Origin of the sequence: Tenacibaculum singaporense, from assembly GCF_003867015.1 — a bacterium.
GTDB lineage: Bacteria > Bacteroidota > Bacteroidia > Flavobacteriales > Flavobacteriaceae > Polaribacter > Polaribacter singaporensis.
In genome coordinates, this window is record NZ_CP032548.1 from 757,867 (window position 1) to 780,682 (window position 22,816).

General features: G+C 32.9%; 19 protein-coding genes. 12 read left to right on the plus strand and 7 right to left on the minus strand.

What is annotated here, in order from left to right; all coding sequences use genetic code 11:
- The first annotated feature begins 53 nt into the window (after positions 1-53).
- From D6T69_RS03465 to D6T69_RS03480, 4 genes are all read left to right on the plus strand, one after another.
- Positions 54-509, plus strand: a complete 456-nt coding sequence (locus tag D6T69_RS03465; RefSeq protein WP_125066469.1) for a DinB family protein — start codon at positions 54-56, stop codon at positions 507-509.
- A gap of 53 nt (positions 510-562) precedes the next feature.
- Entirely contained in the window at positions 563-1,711 is a 1,149-nt protein-coding gene (locus D6T69_RS03470; protein WP_125066470.1) for a cystathionine gamma-synthase, read from the plus strand.
- Between the two features lie 127 nt (positions 1,712-1,838).
- On the plus strand, positions 1,839-2,432 hold the full coding sequence (locus D6T69_RS03475) for a TetR/AcrR family transcriptional regulator (RefSeq protein ID WP_125066471.1): 594 nt from the start codon (positions 1,839-1,841) through the stop codon (positions 2,430-2,432).
- Positions 2,433-2,483: 51 nt separating this feature from the next.
- A complete protein-coding gene (locus D6T69_RS03480; RefSeq protein ID WP_125066472.1) occupies positions 2,484-2,969 on the plus strand; it encodes an acyl-CoA thioesterase in 486 nt (161 codons plus the stop codon).
- Between the two features lie 52 nt (positions 2,970-3,021).
- Here the strand turns inward: D6T69_RS03480 and D6T69_RS03485 are convergent, their stop codons facing one another.
- Positions 3,022-3,630 (minus strand): superoxide dismutase, encoded by a 609-nt coding sequence (locus tag D6T69_RS03485; RefSeq protein ID WP_125066473.1) that lies wholly within the window; start codon positions 3,628-3,630, stop codon positions 3,022-3,024.
- 124 nt (positions 3,631-3,754) lie between these two features.
- Positions 3,755-4,789, minus strand: coding sequence for a class 1 fructose-bisphosphatase (gene fbp / locus D6T69_RS03490; RefSeq protein ID WP_125066474.1), 1,035 nt, complete (start codon positions 4,787-4,789; stop codon positions 3,755-3,757).
- Between the two features lie 146 nt (positions 4,790-4,935).
- Here fbp and D6T69_RS03495 point away from each other — a divergent pair, with 146 nt between their 5' ends.
- Genes D6T69_RS03495 through D6T69_RS03505 form a run of 3 tightly spaced genes read left to right on the plus strand, consistent with a single transcriptional unit; the run spans position 4,936 to position 8,518 of the window.
- Complete coding sequence (locus tag D6T69_RS03495; RefSeq protein WP_125066475.1) at positions 4,936-5,418, plus strand: GNAT family N-acetyltransferase; 483 nt, start codon at positions 4,936-4,938, stop codon at positions 5,416-5,418.
- Complete coding sequence (locus D6T69_RS03500) at positions 5,405-6,658, plus strand: aspartate kinase (protein WP_125066476.1); 1,254 nt, start codon at positions 5,405-5,407, stop codon at positions 6,656-6,658. The genes D6T69_RS03495 and D6T69_RS03500 overlap by 14 nt, the downstream gene beginning before the upstream one ends.
- Positions 6,659-6,709: 51 nt before the next feature.
- On the plus strand, positions 6,710-8,518 hold the full coding sequence (locus D6T69_RS03505; protein WP_125066477.1) for a GNAT family N-acyltransferase: 1,809 nt from the start codon (positions 6,710-6,712) through the stop codon (positions 8,516-8,518).
- 77 nt (positions 8,519-8,595) lie between these two features.
- On the opposite strand, the gene rseP is transcribed toward D6T69_RS03505, so the two are convergent.
- A complete protein-coding gene (rseP, locus tag D6T69_RS03510) occupies positions 8,596-9,942 on the minus strand; it encodes an RIP metalloprotease RseP (RefSeq protein WP_125066478.1) in 1,347 nt (448 codons plus the stop codon).
- Between the two features lie 159 nt (positions 9,943-10,101).
- On the opposite strand from rseP, the gene D6T69_RS03515 reads away from it, so the two are divergent.
- Entirely contained in the window at positions 10,102-10,779 is a 678-nt protein-coding gene (locus tag D6T69_RS03515; RefSeq protein WP_125066479.1) for an SCO family protein, read from the plus strand.
- 127 nt (positions 10,780-10,906) lie between these two features.
- Here the strand turns inward: D6T69_RS03515 and D6T69_RS03520 are convergent, their stop codons facing one another.
- The 3 genes from D6T69_RS03520 to D6T69_RS03530 form a co-directional block, all read right to left on the minus strand.
- Positions 10,907-14,425, minus strand: a complete 3,519-nt coding sequence (locus tag D6T69_RS03520) for an amino acid adenylation domain-containing protein (protein WP_125066480.1) — start codon at positions 14,423-14,425, stop codon at positions 10,907-10,909.
- Positions 14,426-14,721: 296 nt separating this feature from the next.
- Positions 14,722-15,063, minus strand: a complete 342-nt coding sequence (locus tag D6T69_RS03525; RefSeq protein ID WP_125066481.1) for an SdpI family protein — start codon at positions 15,061-15,063, stop codon at positions 14,722-14,724.
- A gap of 3 nt (positions 15,064-15,066) precedes the next feature.
- Positions 15,067-16,392, minus strand: a complete 1,326-nt coding sequence (locus D6T69_RS03530) for a serine hydrolase domain-containing protein (protein ID WP_125066482.1) — start codon at positions 16,390-16,392, stop codon at positions 15,067-15,069.
- Positions 16,393-16,484: 92 nt separating this feature from the next.
- Between D6T69_RS03530 and D6T69_RS03535 the strand changes: the two genes are divergently transcribed.
- Positions 16,485-17,696 carry an aminotransferase class V-fold PLP-dependent enzyme gene (locus D6T69_RS03535; protein WP_125066483.1) on the plus strand — a complete coding sequence of 404 codons (1,212 nt, stop codon included), beginning with the start codon at positions 16,485-16,487 and terminating at the stop codon, positions 17,694-17,696.
- 74 nt (positions 17,697-17,770) lie between these two features.
- Here the strand turns inward: D6T69_RS03535 and D6T69_RS03540 are convergent, their stop codons facing one another.
- Positions 17,771-18,472 carry a Bax inhibitor-1/YccA family protein gene (locus D6T69_RS03540; protein ID WP_206197832.1) on the minus strand — a complete coding sequence of 234 codons (702 nt, stop codon included), beginning with the start codon at positions 18,470-18,472 and terminating at the stop codon, positions 17,771-17,773.
- 410 nt (positions 18,473-18,882) lie between these two features.
- Here D6T69_RS03540 and D6T69_RS03545 point away from each other — a divergent pair, with 410 nt between their 5' ends.
- The 3 genes from D6T69_RS03545 to D6T69_RS03555 all read left to right on the plus strand — a co-directional run bounded on the left by D6T69_RS03545 (position 18,883) and on the right by D6T69_RS03555 (position 22,815).
- The gene (locus D6T69_RS03545; protein WP_125066485.1) at positions 18,883-19,911 is read left to right on the plus strand and encodes a zinc metalloprotease; all 1,029 of its coding nucleotides are present in this window, start codon (positions 18,883-18,885) and stop codon (positions 19,909-19,911) included.
- Positions 19,912-20,139: 228 nt separating this feature from the next.
- Positions 20,140-21,204, plus strand: coding sequence for a zinc metalloprotease (locus D6T69_RS03550; protein WP_125066486.1), 1,065 nt, complete (start codon positions 20,140-20,142; stop codon positions 21,202-21,204).
- A 117-nt stretch (positions 21,205-21,321) separates the two neighbouring features.
- Positions 21,322-22,815 carry a YfcC family protein gene (locus D6T69_RS03555; RefSeq protein WP_125066487.1) on the plus strand — a complete coding sequence of 498 codons (1,494 nt, stop codon included), beginning with the start codon at positions 21,322-21,324 and terminating at the stop codon, positions 22,813-22,815.
- The last annotated feature ends 1 nt before the right edge of the window (position 22,816 follow it).

Genomic DNA, 22,816 nt, shown 5'->3' on the forward strand with positions numbered 1-22,816 from the left:
TAGGTTTTCATGGCTAAATAGGTATCTTTGAAATAGCTAAAATAACTAGAAAAATGAACAAACAATTTGAAGTTTTAAAAAAATCGAGAGCGTTAGTTTTAAAAAGAATAGAAGGTTTATCGCATGAACAATTACATATAATTCCAGAAGGATTTAATAACAACATTGCTTGGAATGTAGCACACTTAGTGGTTACACAGCAACTATTGCATTATAAAATGTCTGGATTGGATTGCTTAGCACCTGATGAGTTAATTGAAGGATACAGAAAAGGAACATTTCCTACCAAAGATTTTACTGAAGAAGAATTTGAAGAAGTAAAAGAACTGTTAATTGGATTACCAGATACCTTACAAGAAGATTTTGAAGCAGGAATTTTTAAAACGTATGAAGAATACGAAACCAGTACAGGTTTTGTGATAGATTCTTTTGAAAGTGCTGTAGCTTTTAATAATTTACATGAGGGAATGCACCTAGGAATTATCATGAACTTGAGTAAGTTAGTTTAGTTCTCTAATAATATAATGTTGATTTAAAGTAAGGCAACTATAAATGTTAACAGATGAAATTCAATACGAAAACCATACATGGAGGTCAAAAACCTGAAGAAGCTACAGGTGCAGTAATGCCTCCTATATTTCAAACATCAACCTACGCACAGTCGAGTCCAGGTGTTAACAAAGGATATGCGTATTCACGTTCAGCTAATCCAACGCGTACTGCTTTAGAAAGTGCGTTTGCTACTCTTGAAAACGGAACACACGGATTTGCTTTTTCCTCTGGTTTATCGGCGATAGATTGTGTGTTGAGAACGTTAAATTCAGGTGATGAGGTAATTGCAGGAGATGATATTTACGGAGGAACATATCGAATGTTTACCAACATGTTTGAAAAATATGGATTGAAATTTCGGTATGTGGATATGAATGAGGTTACGAATGTAACCAATGCTATTTCTGAAAAAACAAAACTCATTTGGATAGAAACACCGACCAATCCGCTAATGAAAATTGCGGATATTGAGGAAATTACCAAAGCAGTAAAAAATATAAAAACATCTATTGTAGTTGCGGTTGATAACACGTTTGCAACCCCTTATTTACAGCGTCCGTTAGATTTGGGAGTTGATATAGTGATGCATTCGGCAACAAAATATTTAGGAGGGCATTCTGATTTGGTGATGGGAGCTTTAATGGTAAAGGATGCTAAACTTGCAGAACAATTACATTTTATTCAGTTTGCAGCAGGAGCTATTGCAGGACCTATGGATTCGTTTTTAGCACTACGTGGAGTAAAAACCTTACACTTACGTATGCAGCGTCACTGTGAAAATGGAAAAGCAGTAGCACAATATTTATTAGAACATCCAAAAGTAAGTGAAGTCTTTTATCCAGGGTTAGAAAAACATCCAAATCACGGAATCGCCAAAAAGCAAATGGATGATTTTGGAGGCATGGTTTCTTTCCGTTTAAAAGATCAGAGTAAACAAGCAGCCTTATCTTTCTTAGAAAATACTAAAATTTTCACCTTGGCAGAATCACTAGGAGGAGTAGAGAGCTTGGTAAGTCACCCAGTAACGATGACGCATGCATCAATTCCTGAAGCTGATCGTTTAAAAATAGGAATTACCGACTCTTTAATCCGTTTAAGTGTTGGAGTAGAGGATATAGAGGATTTATTAGCAGATTTAGAACAAGCGCTTTCTAAATAAATAAGACAATCAAGAATAAAAATGTAAAAAATCGAAGCATCAAACCTTCGGTTTTTTATGTTACAGAGTATAAAATATACCGTTCAGTATATTTTGTGTATATTTGTATCTCAAACTTTTTTGAAAAATGTCTAAATCAGAAAGAACAAAGGCTTTTATAATAGAAACCGTATCGCCTATTTTTAATAAGAATGGCTATGCAGCCATGAGCTTATCTAAAATTACTGAGGCTACAGGTTTGACTAAAGGAGCCATTTACGGGCATTTTGAAAATAAAGAAGAGTTAGCCATAGCATCGTTTAAGTTTTCAGTAAGAAAAGTACTAAAAGACCTTAATGAAACTGTTAATAAGGGTGAGACACCTATAGAAATGTTACTTAATGTGGCACTTTTTTATGAAGGTTATTATGAATATAATAAGCAATTTGGCGGTTGCCCTATTTTAAACATCGGTGTAGATGCTAATAATCAAAATAAGGTAATTGCTCAACTGGTTCAATCGTACAATCACAGAATTTTAGAACAGTTTTCTATACTCATTGAAAAAGCAAAAGAAGCCAATGAGATTAAAAATTCAATAGATAGTATGTTATATGCTAAACGCTTTTTTTACATGATTGAAGGAGCGGTATATATGACACATATAATGAAAGATGACAGTTACTTAAAAGATGTATCTACAGTACTACAACAAATTATAAAACAAGAATTACAGAAATAACTTTTTTTTTAATCAAAAATATACCGTTTGGTATATTTTAAACTTAATACCATGGAAATACCAAAAATTTTAGAAAGTAAAACAAAAATCAGATTTCAAGATTGTGACCCTTTTAATCATTTAAATAATGCATCCTATTTCAATTATCTTATCAATGCTAGAGAAGATCAATTAATAGCTAATTATAATTTGGATATCTACCAACACGGAAAAGAGCGAGGAAAGAGCTGGGTGGTAGGTTCACATCAAATAGCTTATTTAAAACCAGCAACCTTAATGGAAACAGTAACGATAGATTCTCAGTTAATTCATTATGGAGAAAGAAATTTGTTAGTTGAAATACGCATGTGGAATGAAGATAAGACAGAATTGAAAGCAATACTTTGGAGCTCTTTTGTGTATTTTGATTTGATAAAATTATCAACAGCAAAACACTCAGAAGATTTATTAGAGTTGTTTGAAAATGCTGTTCTACCAATAGAACAAACTAGTTTTGAAGAAAGAACAAAAAGTTTTCGATATCAAAAAGTGTCATAATAAAAAAGACCTGCAAAATGCAGGTCTTTTTTATTTATTACTAAAGCTAAAATTATTTAGCTGCAGCATATCTTCTTTCTACTTCGTTCCAGTTGATTACTTTAAAGAAAGCTTCAATGTAATCAGGACGACGGTTTTGGTAGTTTAAGTAATAAGCGTGTTCCCAAACGTCTAATCCTAAGATAGGAGTTCCACCACAAGTAACACCAGGCATTAATGGGTTGTCTTGGTTAGGAGTAGAGCAAACTTCTACTTTACCTCCTTTGTGTACACATAACCAAGCCCATCCTGAACCAAACTGTGTAGCAGCTGCCTTAGAAAAAGCATCGATAAACGCTTCTTTTGAACCAAACTCAGCTTCGATAGCATCTTTTAATTCTCCAGATAAATATCCTCTATCTTCTGGGTTCATTACTGTCCAGAATAAAGAGTGATTATAAAAACCACCACCGTTATTACGTACAGCAGCGTTGTTCATATCTAAGTTAGTTAAAATATCTTCGATAGATTTTCCTTCTAAATCAGTACCCTCAATAGCAGCATTTAATTTAGTAGTATATCCGTTGTGGTGCTTGCTATGGTGAATTTCCATAGTTCTAGCATCTATATGTGGTTCTAAAGCGTCGTAAGCGTATCCTAATTCTGGTAAGTTAAAAGCCATAATTATTTGTTTTTTAATAGATTAATTTTTTCATTTTTCCGAATGTAAATTTAACCCAAAAAAATAAGGCAAACAACTGTTTGCCTTATGGATAATTTATTTGAGTATAAATAATAACTATTCTTTAATAGGTTGGTTTATCATCAGATGAAAATTCAGTCATAAATTCTTCTGCTTTTTCAACCATTTGTATACTACCGCAATAAAAAGGAACACGTTGGTGTAACTCGGTAGGTTTAATATCTAAAATACGAGTAAACCCATCAGAAGCTTTACCTCCTGCTTGCTCACAAATAAACGCCATAGGATTACATTCATATAATAAACGTAATTTTCCTTTAGGTGTTATGGCAGTAGCAGGATAAATATATACACCACCTTTTATCATGTTTCTATGAAAGTCTGAAACTAACGATCCAATATAACGCGCTGTATACGGACGGTTATCTGCTTCGTTTAATTCTTTACAGTGAATTAAGAAACGTTTCATTCCTTCTTGGAAATGTGTGAAATACCCTTCACTTACTGAGTAAATTCTACCAATTTCAGGATAACTCATGTTAGGGTGCGATAAGTAAAAAGTACCAATAGCAGGATTTAACGTAAATCCGTTTACTCCATTACCAGTAGTAAACACTAACATAGTTGAGGTACCGTAAGCAACATAACCTGCAGCCACTTGTTCGCTACCTTTTTGTAAGAAATCTTCTTTAGTTACAGGAGTTCCAACAGGAGAAATTCTTCTGTAAATAGAAAAAATAGTTCCTACAGAAACATTTACATCAATGTTAGATGATCCATCTAAAGGATCCATTAACAACACATACTTGTTTTCGTTGGCTTTGTTTTGACCTTCAACAACTACAAAATCGTCTTCTTCTTCACTAGCAATACCACAAACAATTTCACGATTAATCAATGTTTGTTTAAATAAATCGTTGGCTAAAACATCTAGTTTTTGTTGTGCTTCACCTTGTACATTAATATCACCCGCAGCTCCAGTAATATCAACCAATCCCGCTTTTCTAATTTCGTGGTTTACTACTTTAGCAGCTAAACGGATAGAATTTATTAAACGAGATAATTCACCAGAAGAATATTTAAAGTCTTTTTGTTTGCTGATGATAAACTCACCCAGCGTCATATGCTTGTTACTCATGTCAAATTTTTGTGTTGTGCGTACAAAGATGCCAACTTTTATTTAGTATTTTAAAATTTTCAACAAAAAAATATGATGTGTTTTAATTTTTCATTTGTTTTATCAGAAAGTTTTAAGAGAAGTATCTTTACCAAAAAAAGTAAGAAATGAGTTTTATTATCAGATCAGGAGAGCAAAAAGATGCTCAAGCTATATTAGATTTAATCGTCGAATTAGCTGTTTTTGAGAAGGAACCCAACGCGGTTAAAATTACGGTAGAAGATATTATTAAAGATGGATTTTCTGAAAAACCGAAGTTTAAAACCTTTGTTGCAGAAGAAGATAATAAGATTATAGGTATGGCGTTGTTTTATGAACGCTATTCTACATGGAAAGGAAAAGCAATTCACTTAGAAGATCTAATGGTAACTCAATCTAAAAGAGGTATTGGAGCCGGAAAAGCATTGTATAGTGCTGTTATGAATTATGCACATAAAAACAATTGCAAAAGAGTGGCGTGGGAAGTATTAGATTGGAATACGGGAGCTGTTGATTTTTACAAAAGTACAGGCGCAACGGTATATGATGAGTGGAGAGTGTGCCATATGAATGAACAAAGCTTAGAACAATTTTGTAATGAGAATATTTAAGTTTGGAGGAGCATCAGTAAAAGATGCTAGTGGAGTAAAAAATGTTGCAAAAGTATTGCAGCATGAAGGTACAGAAAATACGTTGGTTGTAATTTCTGCCATGGGAAAAATGACAAACGCTTTTGAGCAAGTGGTTAATGATTATTTCTATAAAAAAGAAAGTCTTAAAGACTCTTTGAAGTTTGTAGAAAACTTTCATCAAAATATGTTGAACGATTTGTTCAGCACAAACCATGAAGTATATAATAAAGTAAATCATTTATTTGGTGAATTAAGTGGGTTTATGGCTCGAAATACTTCTAAAGATTATAACTATGTATACGATCAAATGGTTGGTTTTGGAGAGTTTTTATCTACTACTATTGTAAGTGCTTATTTGTCTGAAATAGGAGTAGAGAACCAATGGTTAGATGTAAGAGAGTACATAAAAACTGATGGAACTTACCGTGATGCTAAAATTGATTGGGAGCAAACTGAGCAACAAATCAAAGAAAAAGTTGATGTGTCTACACTAAATATTACACAAGGATTTTTAGGAGGATTTGGTACAGAAACAACAACGTTAGGAAGAGAAGGTTCCGATTATACCGCAGGTATTTTTGCGTATTGTTTGGATGCTGATAGTGTTACTATTTGGAAAGATGTTCAAGGAGTATTAAATGCTGATCCTAGAGTATTTTCTGAAACAGCTTTGTTACAAGAAATCTCGTATACCGAAGCTATTGAAATGGCATTTTACGGAGCCTCGGTAATTCACCCAAAAACAATTCAACCTTTAGAACAAAAAAACATTCCGTTATATGTGCGTTCGTTTGAAGATGTTACAAAATTAGGAACATGTGTTGGAAGAGGAAAAAAAATAACACCTGAGGTTCCATGCTTTATTGTAAAGAAAAATCAAATTTTAGTAGCAATTTCAGCAAAAGACTTTTCTTTTATGGTAGAAGATAATATTAGCGATGTCTTTAAAAAGCTTCATGATTATAACTTAAAAGTAAACCTAATTCAAAACTCAGCAATTAGTTTTTCTGTTTGTATAGAAGATAAGTACAATAATTTTGAAAACTTTTATAACGATTTAAAAGGAGCATATAAAATTAGAGCTTATAAGGATACTACTTTATACACAATTCGTCATTTTAATGATGAAGCGATAAAAACGATAAGAAAGCGAGGAAAATCAATCATTCGTCAAATAAATACTGAAACAGCACAGTTAGTGATTCAAGAAAACATGTAAAGCTTGCAAAAAATCGATTATATTTGCAGTTATGTCAATTGATAACTATGTATGGGATTAGTAACACCTAAAGAAGTTGCAAAAGCAATAGGAGCCGACAAATTCGGCGTTTTCGGAACGTTTTCAGGTTGGTTGCTGATGAAAGTTTTGCGAATTTCTACCGCTAATGAAATTTATAACAAGCACAAGCATAAAAAAGATTTACCTTTTTTAAATGGTTTGTTAGATGAGTTTCAGATCGAGTTTGAAATTCCTGAAGAAGATTTAAAACGTATTCCTAAAGAAGGACCTTTTATAACAATTTCTAACCATCCGCTTGGAGGGATAGATGGTATTTTATTATTAAAACTCTTATTAGAGCATAGAACTGATTACAAGATTATAGCAAATTTTTTACTGCATAGAATAGAGCCTTTAAAGCCTTATGTAATGCCAGTAAATCCTTTTGAAAATCATAAGGATGCTAAATCGAGTGTAGCAGGAATTAAAAATGCCTTATTACATTTAAGAGAAGGAAAGCCATTAGGACTTTTTCCAGCAGGAGAAGTATCTACGTATCGTGATGGAAAATTAATGGTTGATAAAGAATGGGAGCAAGGAGCTGTACGCTTGATAAAAAAAGCAAAAGTACCTGTAATTCCTATTTATTTTCACGCTAAAAATAGTCAGCTGTTTTACACATTGTCTAAGATTAGTGATACACTAAGAACAGCAAAGCTTCCGTCAGAATTATTATCTCAGAAAAACAGAGTTATTAAAGTAAGAATTGGTAAGCCTATATCAGTTAAAGATCAAGATTCATTTACTGAAATACCTGATTTTTACCAGTTTTTACGTAGAAAAACTTACATGTTGGCGAATCCGTATGAGAAAGCATCTCCAAAAATATTGTCAACACACAATTTAAAAATTCCGAAGAAAGCCAAAAAAATCACTTCTCAAAAATCACCAGATTTATTTGTAAAAGAAGTTGACGCTTTACGAGAAAAAGGAAGTAGATTATTACAAAGTAAGAACTATGAGGTGTTTTTTGCTAGTGCAAAAGAAATACCAAATATTTTACATGAAATAGGTCGTTTACGCGAAATTACCTTTAGAGAAGTAGGAGAAGGTACAAATAAACCTATTGACCTAGATAGGTTTGATAAATATTACCACCACTTATTTTTATGGGATGACCAACAAAACAGATTGGTAGGAGCCTATAGAATGGGATTAGGAAAAGATATTTTTAAGAAACACGGAATAAATGGTTTTTATATTCAAACATTATTTAGAATAGAACCAGAATTGTACCCTATGATGGAAAAAACCATTGAAATGGGACGTGCTTTTATTATCAAGGAATATCAACAAAAACCAATGCCACTATTTTTATTGTGGAAAGGTATCGTGCATGTTACATTACGTTATCCTGAACATAAATATTTAATGGGAGGAGTAAGTATAAGTAATCAGTTTTCTGAATTTTCAAAATCGTTAATGATTGAGTTTATGAAATCTCATTATTACGATCCGTATGTAGCGCAATATATTCACCCTAAGAAAGAATTCAAGGTGAAATTAAAAGATGCTGATAAAGATTTTGTATTTGATGCTACTGAGGCTGATATGCAAAAATTTGATAAAATTATTGATGAATTAGAACCAGGAGAGTTACGTATTCCAGTATTGATTAAAAAGTACGTAAAACAGAATGCTCGTTTAGTTGCATTTAATGTAGATCCGAAGTTTAATAACGCTATTGATGGGTTAATGTATATAAAGGTAGCAGATATACCAGAAAGTACCGTAAAGCCTGTTATGGAAGAGTTTCAAGCAGAGTTAGAACGTCGTGCGGCAGAAAACTTAAATAAGTAAAGAAACTAAGTTAAAACACAGCATAAAAAAAGCATCGTACTGAATACGATGCTTTTTTATTTTGTATTGTTTATAGGTTATTTGAATAACCTAAATATATCGTTTCCGTTGGCGAATAGTAATAATGCTATTAATAAGATAAATCCTGTAATTTGAGCATATTCTAAGAACTTATCACCAGGTTTTTTACCTGTAATCATTTCCCATAAGGTAAATACTACGTGACCACCGTCTAAGGCAGGAATTGGTAGTAAATTCATAAACCCTAACATAATAGATAAGAACGCTGTAATGTTCCAGAATGTTTCCCAGCTAAATTCTGAAGGAAATATACTTCCGATTGAAATAAACCCACCTAAACCTTTATAAGCACCTGTACTAGGATTTAAAATCTTTTTCATTTGCTTAATGTAGTTGGTTAAGGTTGTCCATGCTTTTTGAGTACCAGCAGGTATAGCTTCTCCAAAAGAATAGGTTCTTTCAGCCAAGTTATAGTAACCTAGTTTTTCTAAATCTACCAAAGAAACAGCACCAAGAGCAACTCCTAAATTTCCATAATTAGAAACCTTTGCAGGAACACTTAAGTTCTCTTTACCTCTTCTTACAGATAATGTAACTTCTTGTCCTTTTAAGCTATGTAAAATAGGTTTTGCTTGATCAAAATAAGTTATGTTTTGTCCATTTACAGCAGTTATAATATCCTTTGGTAAAATATTACTATCAGCATTTAATGAGTCTTTTTGTACTCCAGCAATAACGAATGGATATCTTGGAGTTATAAAAGCGCCAGCATCTTTACCTCTGTCTACTAACTTCGAGATAAAGTCGGTAGGGATTTCTTTTTCAAGAACAGTTCCGTTTCTTTCAATAGTATAAGAAGTACCGTTAATAAATTCTAACGGAAGTTCTCTAAACTTTTCTATTTTTTGTCCGTCAATTGTTAAAATTTTATCTCCTGTTTCTAAACCTAAATATTTTCCTAGTTGATCTTGAACCCAAACTCCATCTTTTAAGCTTTCATTCGGTAAGTATTTCTCACCATAAGCCCACATTAAACAGATATAAATTAAAATACCTAGTATAAAGTTTACGATAACACCACCTAACATGATAATTAAACGTTGCCATGCTGGTTTAGAACGAAACTCCCATGGTTGCGCAGGCTTTTGCATCTGTTCAGTGTCCATGCTTTCATCAATCATTCCTGCAATTTTAACATAACCACCTAACGGAATCCAACCAATACCGTAAACAGTTTCACCAACTTTCTTTTTAAATAAAGAGAATTTATAATCGAAAAACAGGTAGAATTTTTCTACACGGGTTTTGAATAATTTCGCTGGAATAAAGTGTCCTAATTCGTGTAAAACGATTAAGAGCGACAAGCTTAAAATGAATTGTGATGCTTTTATTAAAATTTCCATATATGGTGTTCGTCTAAATTTAAAATCTGACAAATGTACGTTTTTCAGTACAGTTCTAAAAGTTTGTGTAACAGTTGGGCATTTGTTTTAACAAAGTTTTTAGGGTAGGGGTTTATAAACCCTGTTTTTAGTCGTATTTTTGCAGAAAATTTTAGTACTGTGGATATTAAATTCTTTAAAAAGTCAAAAAGCACCTTAATTTTTATTTTAGTTTTTTGCGCCGTTGGAGTTCCTGTTTTTTATCATTTAGTAAAAGTTGATAACAAATTACCTATTTATAACCCTGCTGATATCAATCCTAAATTGGTGGATGCTTCTGTAAGAAATAGAACAAAAAACCATAGAGTAGGTGAGTTTAGCCTAATCAATCAAAATGGAGATACCATTACGAATGCTGATTATAAAGGAAAGATTTATATAGCTGATTTCTTTTTTACACGTTGTCAAACTATTTGTATTGCGATGGCGTATAATATGAGTGAGTTGCAAGAGCATTATAAAAATGATGACGACATCATGTTTTTATCACACTCCGTAACTCCAGTAATGGATAGCGTACCACAATTACGAAAGTATGCTGATGAAAAAGGTGTGATAGATGGAAAATGGAATGTAACAACAGGAGAAAAGAAACATATTTACAACTTAGCGCGTAAACACTATTTTGCTGTATTGGATGAAGGAGATGGCGGAGAAAGCGATTGGGTTCACACAGAGAATTTTGTGTTAATTGATAAAGAAGGACGCATAAGAGGTTCGTATGATGGAACTAAAAAAGAAAATATGCAGAAAATTATTGATGATATTACACTGCTTAAAGAAGAGTATAAAAAATAATCAATTAAGACGGTCAATAAAAAAGACACGTATAAGTTGAAAAAAAGACCTTGATGTTTTTGCTAAAACATCAAGGTCTTTTGGTTAAAACGTTTAGATAAGTTTGTCTTAAAATATGAATAGCCTTTTAATTTACTTGTAAAACAGTAGCTTTATCATATTCTGAAATACGCCCAATTAACCAAACAAAAGGCTCTATTTGACCTTTTAAAGTACAAGAACCATTAGAAATAGTATGTAATAAGTCTTGAATATTAAAAGATTCTAAAGCATCTAAAGCATCTTTTTCACTTATTAGTAAAGAACAAGTAGGTAGTTCATAAGTAATGTTATGATTAAGAGTAATCTTGTTATCTTTTAGTAAGATAGAAATAGTGTCAGGATTTTCATTGTTTTTTAACTCTATAGCTAAGTTAGGTGTGTTTTCATTGATTACTGTTTTTAAGTAGTGTGAAAAATCTTTAGCCCAATTTTCTAATTCAAAAAAAGGAACAGCTGTATTTTTTTTGTCCTTTTGTTGTTTTTCAAGTAAAATGTCAACTTCACGTTCCGCTTTAATTAGAGCAGCTAATGTCTTATCCACGTCTTCACGTGTATGAGCAGCTGAACAAATTAATCGAAGACGCCCTCTTCCACTTTCAACAATAGGGTAGGTAACAGCAGATGTTTGAATTCCTAATTTGTAAAGTTCTTGTACAATAGCATAAAGTTTGTCTTTATTTTCAAAATGAGGCGTAACGATTGGACCATCACCAGTACCTAAATCATAACCAGCATCTTCAAATTTTTGACGCATGTAGTAAGTCGTATCCCATAATCTTTGACGTAAGGCATCATCTTTTCTAAGTCTTCTTAATGCAGTTAACGCTGCTGCCATATCAGCGGGACTAATAGAAGCTTGAAAAATATAGGCTCTGGAAGATGATTTTAACAAATCAATATGTTCTTTACTAGCAGCTACAACACCTCCAAGACTTCCTAAGGCTTTGCTTAGCGTTGTCATTATAAAATCTGCTTCTTCGGTTACTCCCTGTGCTGCACATATCCCTGCACCTCCTTTGCCGTAAAAACCAAAAGAGTGAGCTTCATCTACTAAAGTGAGGGCATTATATTTTTTAGCTGTTTTAATAATTTTTGCTACGGGAGCAGCTCCTTCACCCATGCTATACACTCCTTCTAAAACCACTAAAATAGAACGATACGGAGATACTTCAGCCTGTAAAATACTTTCTAAATCTTCAGCATCATTGTGTTTAAAAGTTCGAACTTTGGCTCCACAAAGTCTAGCACCGTCTACAATGGAAGCATGACAGAGTTGATCTATAAGAACCATATCGTTTCTCCCTAAAAGTCCAGCAACAGCACCTACATTGGCAGTGTAACCTGTAGGGAATAAACATGCACTAGGTTTTCCTACCAAGTCCGCAAATTCTTCTTCAAATTCAAGATGTTGACTTGTCATACCCGAAGCAGCAGCTGAAGTTCCCATACCAGTTCCAAACTTTTCTAAAGAAATAGAAGCTTCTTTAATCACTTCTGGATCACGATTTAATCCTAGGTATAGATTAGTTGTCCAAATAATTGCTTCTTGTGTTTCATCATTATATGCATCTCCTACTAATCCTGTGGTAGCACTTCCAGTAAGTAACACTTTACTGTATGGATTTCTACGGGTGTCGTTTACCATTTGCAATACTTCTTGTACTAGTTTGCTTTTATCGTTTACTGACCAAGCCGTTACTTTTGCTGCTTGGAAAGTGGGGTGACTGGACTGAATATGAGTTTGAAAACTTGTAAGCGTATCTGTTTTTAATTTAAAATTCTTGTTTTCTTTGGTATTTTCTTTTGAGCCAATTATATGATTGATTAAGGCATTGGGCGTAGGGTTTTCAAAGATATCATACGCACTAATATCTAATTGTAATACGTTGCTCAGCCTACTACTGAGTTCTAGCGTGGTTAACGAATCGATTCCGAGGTTGTCAAATGAATCATCAGGCAATACATTTGCTGAGTTGTTCATGGTAAGAAGTTTAGCTACTTCATTTTGAATGGTTCTCAATAGGTGTTCTTTGTAATCATTTGAAGAAGTGTGCTGTTTTGGAGGGGTTTGATAGTGTTGAGAAACTTCGGTTACCAGTTCAGAAGATAGCTTGATAGAAAGGTTGGCTAGTTTTTTTCTGTCTAGCTTGTCGTTAGGAAGTAGTGGTAGCTTTTCTACTTGCTTAACAACTTGTGGAATCATGTATTTTGGTAAGTGTTTTGCAACAAAAGATTTAACATCAGAAAAGTTTATTTGTTTGTTTTTATTGCCGATTACGTAGGTGACAAGTATTTTTTGACCAATACCTCCATCAGTAACTATGGCGGCAGCTGTATCAATGTCTTCCATAGTTTCAATAACAGCTTCAATTTCTTCAAGTTCAATTCGATGTCCTCTAATTTTAACTTGTTGATCAGAACGTCCAATAAATTCAATTTCATTATTAGGGGTCCAACGACACAAATCCCCCGTTTTATACAAACGAATACTTGTATTTTGGTTGCCAATATTTACATTGATAAACCGCTCTTTGGTTAGTTCTTCATCAAATAAATAGCCATGAGCTAGTTTAGTTCCAGAAAGGTATAACTCACCAATTTCTCCATTAGTTACAGGTACTAGTTTTTCGTCTAAAATATAGGCACAAGAGTTAGGAACGGAGGATCCAATTGTAATTAATTGATCACCTTTATTTATTTTAGCAATTGTTGAATATACAGTGTCTTCAGTAGGCCCATAGGCATTGAATACTTTTAGGTTAGGTTTTTGCTTGTATACTTGTTCTACCAAAGAGCGTTTAAGAGCTTCACCACCAAATACCAAGCATTGTAAGTTTTTAGGTAATTTTTGTGAAGAGATAATAGCTTGTACTGCAGAAGGAACCATAACAAACATTGTTACAAGGTCGACTGCAGGAAGTGTGGTGAGTTCTAAGGCATTTTTTGCTAAAATGATGGTTCCTCCCAACGATAGTGTTCCTATAATTTCCATTACGGAGGTGTCAAAACAAACAGAAGCGGCAGCAACCATACCTTTTAAATCCTCTTCTGTAAATAATTCATTCATAGATTCTACTAAAGAAACAATGCTTTTGTGTTTAACAGCTACACCTTTAGGACGACCAGTAGATCCTGACGTGTAAATTACATACGCCAAGTCTTCTGGATAAGTATTAATCGTTACGTCTGTGTAATTACCTACTGTATTTATCTGAATTAATTCATTAACACTGTTACATAAGTTTGCTGTAATATCAGAGTCAACAAAAACAACAGAGGTGCGAGAGTGCTCTAGCATGTAGTGTATGCGATCTTTCGGGTATGCAGGATCTAAAGGTATGTACGCACATCCTGCTTGCATGATGCCTATTAAAGTAGCCACCAATTCCCACGAACGGTTCATACATACGCCAACTAAAGCTCCAGGTTTTATTCCTTTGTTATTAAGTTCTCCTGCTACCTCATTACTACGCTTAATTAAAGTAGCATAATTTATATAAGTAGTTCCGTCTATAATAGCTCTTCGTTTTGGATGAGCTATCATTTGTTTGTTAATTAGCTCACAAATTGTTGTAGAGCTATCATTGTTGTTGAGTAAAGCCATTGTAATTAATTGGTTTAATTATGTGAATTAATTTTACAGGCCCTTCATTTTGTTGTTATATATAGGTTAACAAATACTTTTATCCGGTAGTAAATATACTATGTTTTTGATAGCTCTTTGGTTTACATGTTGTGTTTAATTTATAAAGAGAAAGTTAATATGTTTATTCAAAGAAGAGTATAAAAAGTAATTTGTAGAGGAAATCTGTATAAAAGACACATATGAGTTTAAAAAAAGACCTTGATGTTTTTATAAAAACATCAAGGTCTTTTGGTTAATACGTCTTGATAAGTTTTTTACTTCTTATTTCCGTCCTGATCAAAATTCTTATTTATTTCTTGTTCAGTTTTAACAACAGATACGGCTAGTGACAATAACATAATTGCCATAGGTTGCCATGTTAATTCTTTTGATATATAGGCTAAAACTAAAGCAGCAACTAACGAAATTGCTGAATACTTCATAAACTCTTTGGTGAAAAAAGTATTGGCAAATTGCCAAATAGTATCATTTTTCATAGTTTTATTAGTACGATACCCATAAATAGCATTGATTTTTTTAGGAGGGAAAAAATGAAAAATAATACTGAATAAAAAAAGCAATCCGTTTATAGAAAGCACGTAATAAAATGGATTCATGGTTTAGAGTTTAATAGAATTTACAATTCCTTTTAACAAGGTATTTACGTCTGCGTTTTTGGTAAGTCCTGTACGAACTACAACCAAATCTTGACTAGGCAAAATAAATACATTTTGACCTTTATATCCATTAAAAGAAAACATATTTTTTGGAGCATCAGGATATCTACCACCAGCATTTAACCAAATTTGCGCACCATACCAACCATCTGAAGTAGGAGTAGGGGTTGTAGCATAACTTACCCAGTCTTTATCAAACAAATGCTCTCCATTCCATTCGCCATTATGTAGATATAATAAGCCTAGTTTAGCCCAATCTCTTGCTGTTGCCCAAGCGTATGAAGATCCTACAAAGTGATTGCTCATATCAGTTTCAACAATCATTGAGTTCATTCCTATTTTATCAATTAAACCACTATACCAAAAATCAAGATACTCTTGGTGTGTGTCGAATTTTGTTCGTAAAATACCCGATAATAAATTAGAAGTTCCAGAAGAGTAATTCCAAGTTTCGTTTGGTTTACCTACGAGAGGCTTGTTTACTTGAACTTTGGTCATGTCTTTTTCTAAAAATAACATTTTAGTAGCGTCTGAAATACTATTATAATCTTCATTCCATTCCAAACCAGAATTCATTTGTAGCAAATTATGAATCGTAATGTTTTTTCGATCGTCATTTTCCCATTCAGAAAATAAGTTGTCTTCTTGAACATCAACTTTCCCTTGACATTTTAAAATCCCGAACAATGTTCCTGTAATACTTTTGGTCATAGACCAACCTAACTGTTTTGATTCTTTGGTAAAACCAGTATCATATTTTTCAAAAATAATTTTGTCTTTATATACCACTACTACCGAGCGTGTTTGATTTCTATCATTAAAAATAGTATCAATAGTTTCGTTTAGTTTTGTATAATCAATGTTAGCGAAAATAGTGTCTTTATGATCTGCGTTTCCGTAAGGAAAAGGAGTGATATTATCAGGTTCAGAACGTTTTGGAGTAAGTTGAGGTTTGGTAATATCAAAATCATTAGTAACCAAAACAGCACCAAGCCCTTCTCTGTATACAGCCTTTCTTTTTAGCAATCCATACACAGAACCAGTAGCTGATTTTTCTTCTGTATTAATTTTATCAGAAGTAATATTTATAGGAGAAAAATTATTGTCATTAGCATCGGTAAAAGCTAAACTTCTTCCTGCCAGAAATACTGATGAAGCAGTGTTTTTAGCAGAATATCCTGCCAAAATATTTAACTTCGGGTAGTTGTAAAAAACAGCAATTGCTAAAGCAATTAAAACGAGTAAAAGGATTCTTTTTAAATTTTTCATGTGACGGGTTTCTAGCAAATGTAAGAATTTAATTGTTTGATGTTTGTATTTGAAACGCAAGCCCTACCTTTGTGCTAAATTTGATATTTTACATGTTTAGTATAGATAAAATTCGAGCTGATTTTCCTATTTTAAATAGAGAAGTGCATGGGAAAAAATTAGTGTATTTAGATAACGGAGCAACCTCGCAAACACCAAAGGTAGTAATTGACACTATTGTAGATTATTACTCTAATTACAATGCAAATATTCATAGAGGTGTACATACATTAAGTCAGGAAGCAACTGATAAGTATGAGGAAGCCAGAATTAAGATTCAAAAACATTTCAATGCGAAGCATTCGTATGAAATTATTTTAACTTCAGGAACAACACATGGGGTTAATATTGTAGCATCTGGTTTCGCATCAATTTTACAAGAAGGGGATGAAATAATTGTTTCAGCTTTAGAGCATCATTCTAACATCGTGCCTTGGCAAATGTTATGTGAAAAAACAGGAGCTATTTTAAAAGTAATTCCGATGGATGAAGATGGTTCTTTACGCATGGACTTATACCATGAATTATTGAATCCAAAAACAAAATTAGTTTTTTGTAATCATGTATCGAATGCACTAGGAACAATTAATCCAATAAAAGAAATTATTCATGCTGCACACAAGTTTGGTGCTTATGTGTTGATTGATGGTGCACAAGCAGTTCCACATATAAAACCAGATGTACAAGCATTAGATGCCGATTTTTATGTGGCTTCAGCTCATAAAATGTGCGGGCCAACAGGTGTTGGAATGTTATATGGTAAAGAAGAACTGTTGCAATTATTGCCACCATACCAAGGAGGTGGAGAAATGATTGAAACTGTAACTTTTGAAAAAACTACGTATGCAGGATTGCCTCATAAGTTTGAAGCTGGGACACCTAATATTTGTGGAGGAATAGCTTTTGGAGTTGCTGTAGATTATATGAATTCAGTTGGTTTTTCTAACATAGAGAAGCAAGAAAACGAATTGTTATCGTACGCAACACAAGAGTTAGAAAAAATAGATGGATTAAAAATCTATGGAACAACTAACAAAACATCTGTTATCTCTTTTAATTTAGAAGGAATTCACCCGTATGATGTTGGAGCTATTTTAGATAAACTAGGAGTAGCGGTTCGTACAGGTCACCATTGTGCACAACCTATTATGGATTTTTATTGTATTCCAGGAACAGTACGAGCTTCTTTTTCTTTTTATAATACCAAAGAAGAAGTTGATATATTGGTAAATGCTGTTAAGAAAGCACAAATGATGTTAAGTTAAAAAGAACTTACTTTAGATAAGAATAAAAAGCCTCCAATTTTGGAGGCTTTTTAGTTTATAATAGTTTTGTTTTACTAATCTCTTGACATAAATATCTGTAATACATACCAGAACAACAACATTAAAGAAGCAAATAAACCTAATGCTGCTGGAATATAATCATCTGTAGAGAATTTATGAACTAAGTTAGATGTCTGATATAAAATAGAACCAGCAGCTAATACACACATTCCAACTGAAAACCATAACCCTAAATTAAACCCAAATAAAGCACCAGCGATAATTAATCCGATAGCAATAAAAAATCCAACAGATAATCCAGCTCTTATAAAAGAAAAATCTTTTTTGGTAATAAAAACGATTGATGAAATTCCAACAAATAATGATAGTGTAACAATTCCTGCTTGTTTTATAACATCAAAGTTGTTAGTGTACGCTATCGCAATATAAATTAGAGGGATAAAAATAAATGCTTCAGCAAAAATATATCCTGAATATGCTAAGTATTGTAAGTTCTTATCAGAGGTTTTTAAAGCAGTACTTTCAGCGTAATTAGTAATTAACATAAAACCACCTAATAATAATAACCACTTATAGCCCTGTGTCATAGATAAAGCAAATTCAACAATAGTAGCACTTTGTAAAAATAAATATTCAAACAAAACAAATAATAATACCCCACCAGCAACGTGTGCATAGGTTTTTTTGTAAAAAGCAATTCTATCGGCTTCTGAGACTTGTGCAACAAGCACTTTTGAGTTAAATGAATTTTCCATAATTAATTTTTTTAAATAGAAGGTAAAGATATGCTTTTTAGGTGATTTTAAATTAGTGTATTTGTGTTATTGAAAACATATATTAAAAGCCTGGAATTTATCTTATTGATGATTTAATTTGTTTAAAATTGACGTTTTTTTATTGTTTTTGTTAAATTTTAACATTTATATATTGTTAAGAAATGGAGGGTCCCAAGTGATAAAATCTAAGAAATTAACTTTTTTTTAACTTTTTTTTAGCATTGAAAAAAAATTATATATTGCACATCGTTAAAAAACCCTTCAAATAATTGTAAAAGTGATAGGTATTTAACAATTTAATTGTTGAAACCTTCTCTTTTGAGTTTTTTAACAAGTTTATTGCCTTATGGGCAGTTTTATCAATAACTAATTTTTTAATTATTCACAACATGAAAAGAATTTTTTTAACACTAGCTGTAGCAGCCTCAGTTTTAGTAGGATGTCAGGAAAACTCTAAAGACGAAGCTTTAGACCCTCAACAATCAATTGACATGAGCGACTTCTACGTAGAAACTGAAGAGGTTTCTCACAAAGGAGGATCTGAACAATGTCACTCAATGAGAGTTTTAAACAGACAAGTAAAAGAAAACCCAGGATTATACAAAAAAATGTATGATATTGAGTATGCTACAAGAAAACTTACAACAGCAAAAGGTAAGCCAGGAGGTGGATCTGGAGGTGGTGATGTAGATGTATTACCTATTGAAGACGGTTTAGGAACTATTAATATTCCTGTATACGTACACGTTGTTTTACCAAATGCAAATAGTGTTTCAGATAGTCAAATTCAAGCACAAATGAATGTGTTAAATGACGATTTTAAAAATCCAAATACAAATCAACTTCCTTCAGGAGCTACTGATTTTATCAATGATGCAACTGACACAGGAATTCAATTTACATTAGCAGGTACTTTTAGACATAATGATCCTAAGTCTTCTTGGGGAACTAACGATGCTGTAAAAGCTGCTTACCCTCCAATTACTCCTTCAACTCACTTAAATATTTGGGTGTGTGAAATAGGAGGAGGTATCTTAGGATATGCTCAATTCCCAGGAGGTAACTCATCTACTGATGGTGTAGTATTATTAACTGGAACTTTACCAGGTGGTTCTTCTGCTCCTTATAACATGGGTAGAACTGCAACTCACGAAGTAGGTCACTACTTAAACTTACGTCACATTTGGGGAGACGGAAGATGTCGTCAAGACGATTTCGTAGCTGATACTCCATCTTCTGATGCTTCAAACTATGGATGTCCAACTTATCCAGATGTTAGCTGTAAATCTGCTGATATGACAATGAACTACATGGATTATACAAACGATGCTTGTATGTACATGTTTACAGATGGTCAGCGTAACAGAATGAGAGCTTTATTTGCTTCAGGAGGAGCTAGAGCTTCTATGTTAAACTAGAAACCAATAGTCTTTTTTAAGACGTTCTCAATAATTATTACAATTATTAAAAGCCAAGAGATTTAAATCTCTTGGCTTTTTTATTTAGAAAAAATAAGTTTCAAATGTTGAAAAGGAGGTTAAGTTGTTGTTTATCAGGTGTTTTTCCTGTTTCTATTTGTTTCTGTTATTTGTAAATTGGATAGCTATAAAGTGAAAATTTTAACTAACTCTTTAAAACTCAAAAAAATGAAAAAACTTTTTCTAGGGCTTGCAATAATGGTAGGTCTACTAATTGGCTGTCAAGATGAAACAAATAATAAACAAGAAATAGCTCAAGAAGTAGCTGTTGATATGAGTGACTTCTACATTGAAACAGATGAGGTTGCTTCAAAAGGAACTATGTCTAACAAATGCTATTCTATGAAAGTTTTAAATCGACAAGTAAAAGAAAACCCTGGACTGTATAAGAAAATGTATGATGTTGAATACGCTACAAGGAAATTTTTAAATAGTAAAAAGCCAGACGGAACACCAGGAGGAGGAAATGGAAATGGGGGAAATAACGGAGGAGGTGATGGAGACGTTGATGTTGAACCAATAGATGATGGTTTAAATATCTCAATTCCCGTTTACTTTCATATCGTATTGCCAGATGCTAGTGCGGTTACAAACTCGCAAGTACAATCACAAATGAATGTAATTAATAGTGATTTTACAAGCCCGAACACAAATCAGTTACCATCAGGAGCTACTGATTTTATTAACGATGCTACCAATACAGAAATAACATTTACGTTAGCAGGCACTTTTAGGCATGATGACGCTACATCTTCATGGGGAACAAACGATGCAGTAAAGCAAGCTTATCCGCCAATTACGCCAGAAACTCATTTAAATGTATGGGTATGTAATATTGGAGGAGGAATTTTAGGGTACGCTCAATTTCCAGGAGGAAATTCAGATACTGATGGTGTAGTGTTACTGTATTCAAGTTTGCCAGGAGGTTCAGCAGCACCTTATAATGAAGGGAGAACTTTAACTCATGAGATAGGTCATTACTTAAATCTTCGTCATATTTGGGGTGATGGTAGATGTCGTCAAGACGATTTTGTAGAGGATACACCTGCTTCTGATGGACCTAATTATGGTTGTCCTTCATATCCAACAGTTAATTGTAAATCTGCAGATATGACAATGAACTATATGGATTATACTGATGATGCTTGTATGTATATGTTTACAGATGGTCAACGTAACAGAATGAGAGCAATCTTTCAACCAGGAGGAGCTAGAGCTTCTATGTTAAATTAGAAAACCAAAGTCTTTTTTCAACAAATTCCCAATAATTATTTTAATTATTATTAAACCAAGAGATGTGCATCTCTTGGTTTTTTTTACTTTTATGCAGATAAATAATAACTCATTGTCTTGAAGAAAATTAAATTCCCAACCCCGCATACCATTTTATTATTGATAGCAGGATTAGTTGCTATTTTAACATGGTTTGTACCTGCAGGTAAGTTCGATACCTTACAGTATCAAAAAAACAGTAACTCATTTATTTATTTACATTTAGAAGACGAAAAAGCGTTGCCTGCAAGTCAAGAAACACTAGAAGGCTTAGGAATCAAAATTCCGTTAGAGAAATTTACAAATGGAGATATAGCAAAACCAATTAGTGTACCAGGAACATATACTCAGTTAGATCCAAAACCACAAGGCTTTTTAGAATTTTTTAAATCTCCTATAAAAGGAATTATTCAATCATCTGATATAATTTTATTTGTTCTAATTTTAGGTGGAATTATTGGAATAATGAATTTTACCGGTGCTTTTGATGCTGGAATAACCTGGTTAGCAAAAACACTAAAAGGAAAAGAGTATTGGCTCATATTTGTAGTAACGACTTTAATAGCCGTAGGAGGGACAACTTTTGGATTAGCAGAAGAAACTATTGCCTTTTATCCGATATTAATTCCAATATTTTTAGCAGCAAAATACGATGCCATAGTAGCTTTAGCGTGTGTGTATATTGGATCATCTATAGGTACAATGTGCTCAACAGTAAATCCATTTAGTGTTATTATTGCTTCAGATGCTGCGGGGATTAACTGGACAACTGGTTTTACAGGGAGATTGTTAATGCTAATTGGAGGAGTTGTTATTTGTGTTATTTACATTTTACGTTACGCAAACAAAGTTCAAAAAGACCCAACAAAATCGATTATTTACGATCAAAAAGAAATGATTGAAAATCTTTTTGGTAGCTCAACCTCAAACACGCATACGTTAACGGGTAGGTTACGAATTATACTAACCATTTTTGCAATGTGCTTTATAATTATGATTTATGGAGTTTCTCGCTTAGGATGGTGGTTTGAAGAAATGACTGTGGTGTTTTTAATAGGAGCTATTTTAATAGGTTTTTTAGCCAAAATGAAAGAAGAAAACTTTGTAAATACGTTTATTAAAGGAGCAGGTGATTTATTAGGAGTTGCTTTTATTATAGGTATTGCACGTGGAGTTTCTGTTTTAATGGAACAAGGTTTAATAAGCGATACCATTTTACAACACGCAAGTGAGTTTACTACAGGGATGTCTAAAGGTGTTTTTACCAATGTAATGTTATTTATTTATTCAGGGTTGTCGTTTTTTATTCCAAGTTCTTCAGGTATGGCAGTTTTGACTATGCCTATTATGTCTCCGTTGGCAGATACAGTTGGAGTAGGTAGAGAGGTAATTGTAAACACATATCAATACGGTATGGGTTTATTTGCTTTTATCAACCCAACAGGCTTAATTTTAGCATCCTTAGCTATTGTAAAAGTTGGTTATGATAAATGGTTGAAGTTTGTAATTCCGTTGGTAATTATCTTAACAGTTTTTACAATGCTGGTTTTAACCGCTCAAGTATATCTGTAAA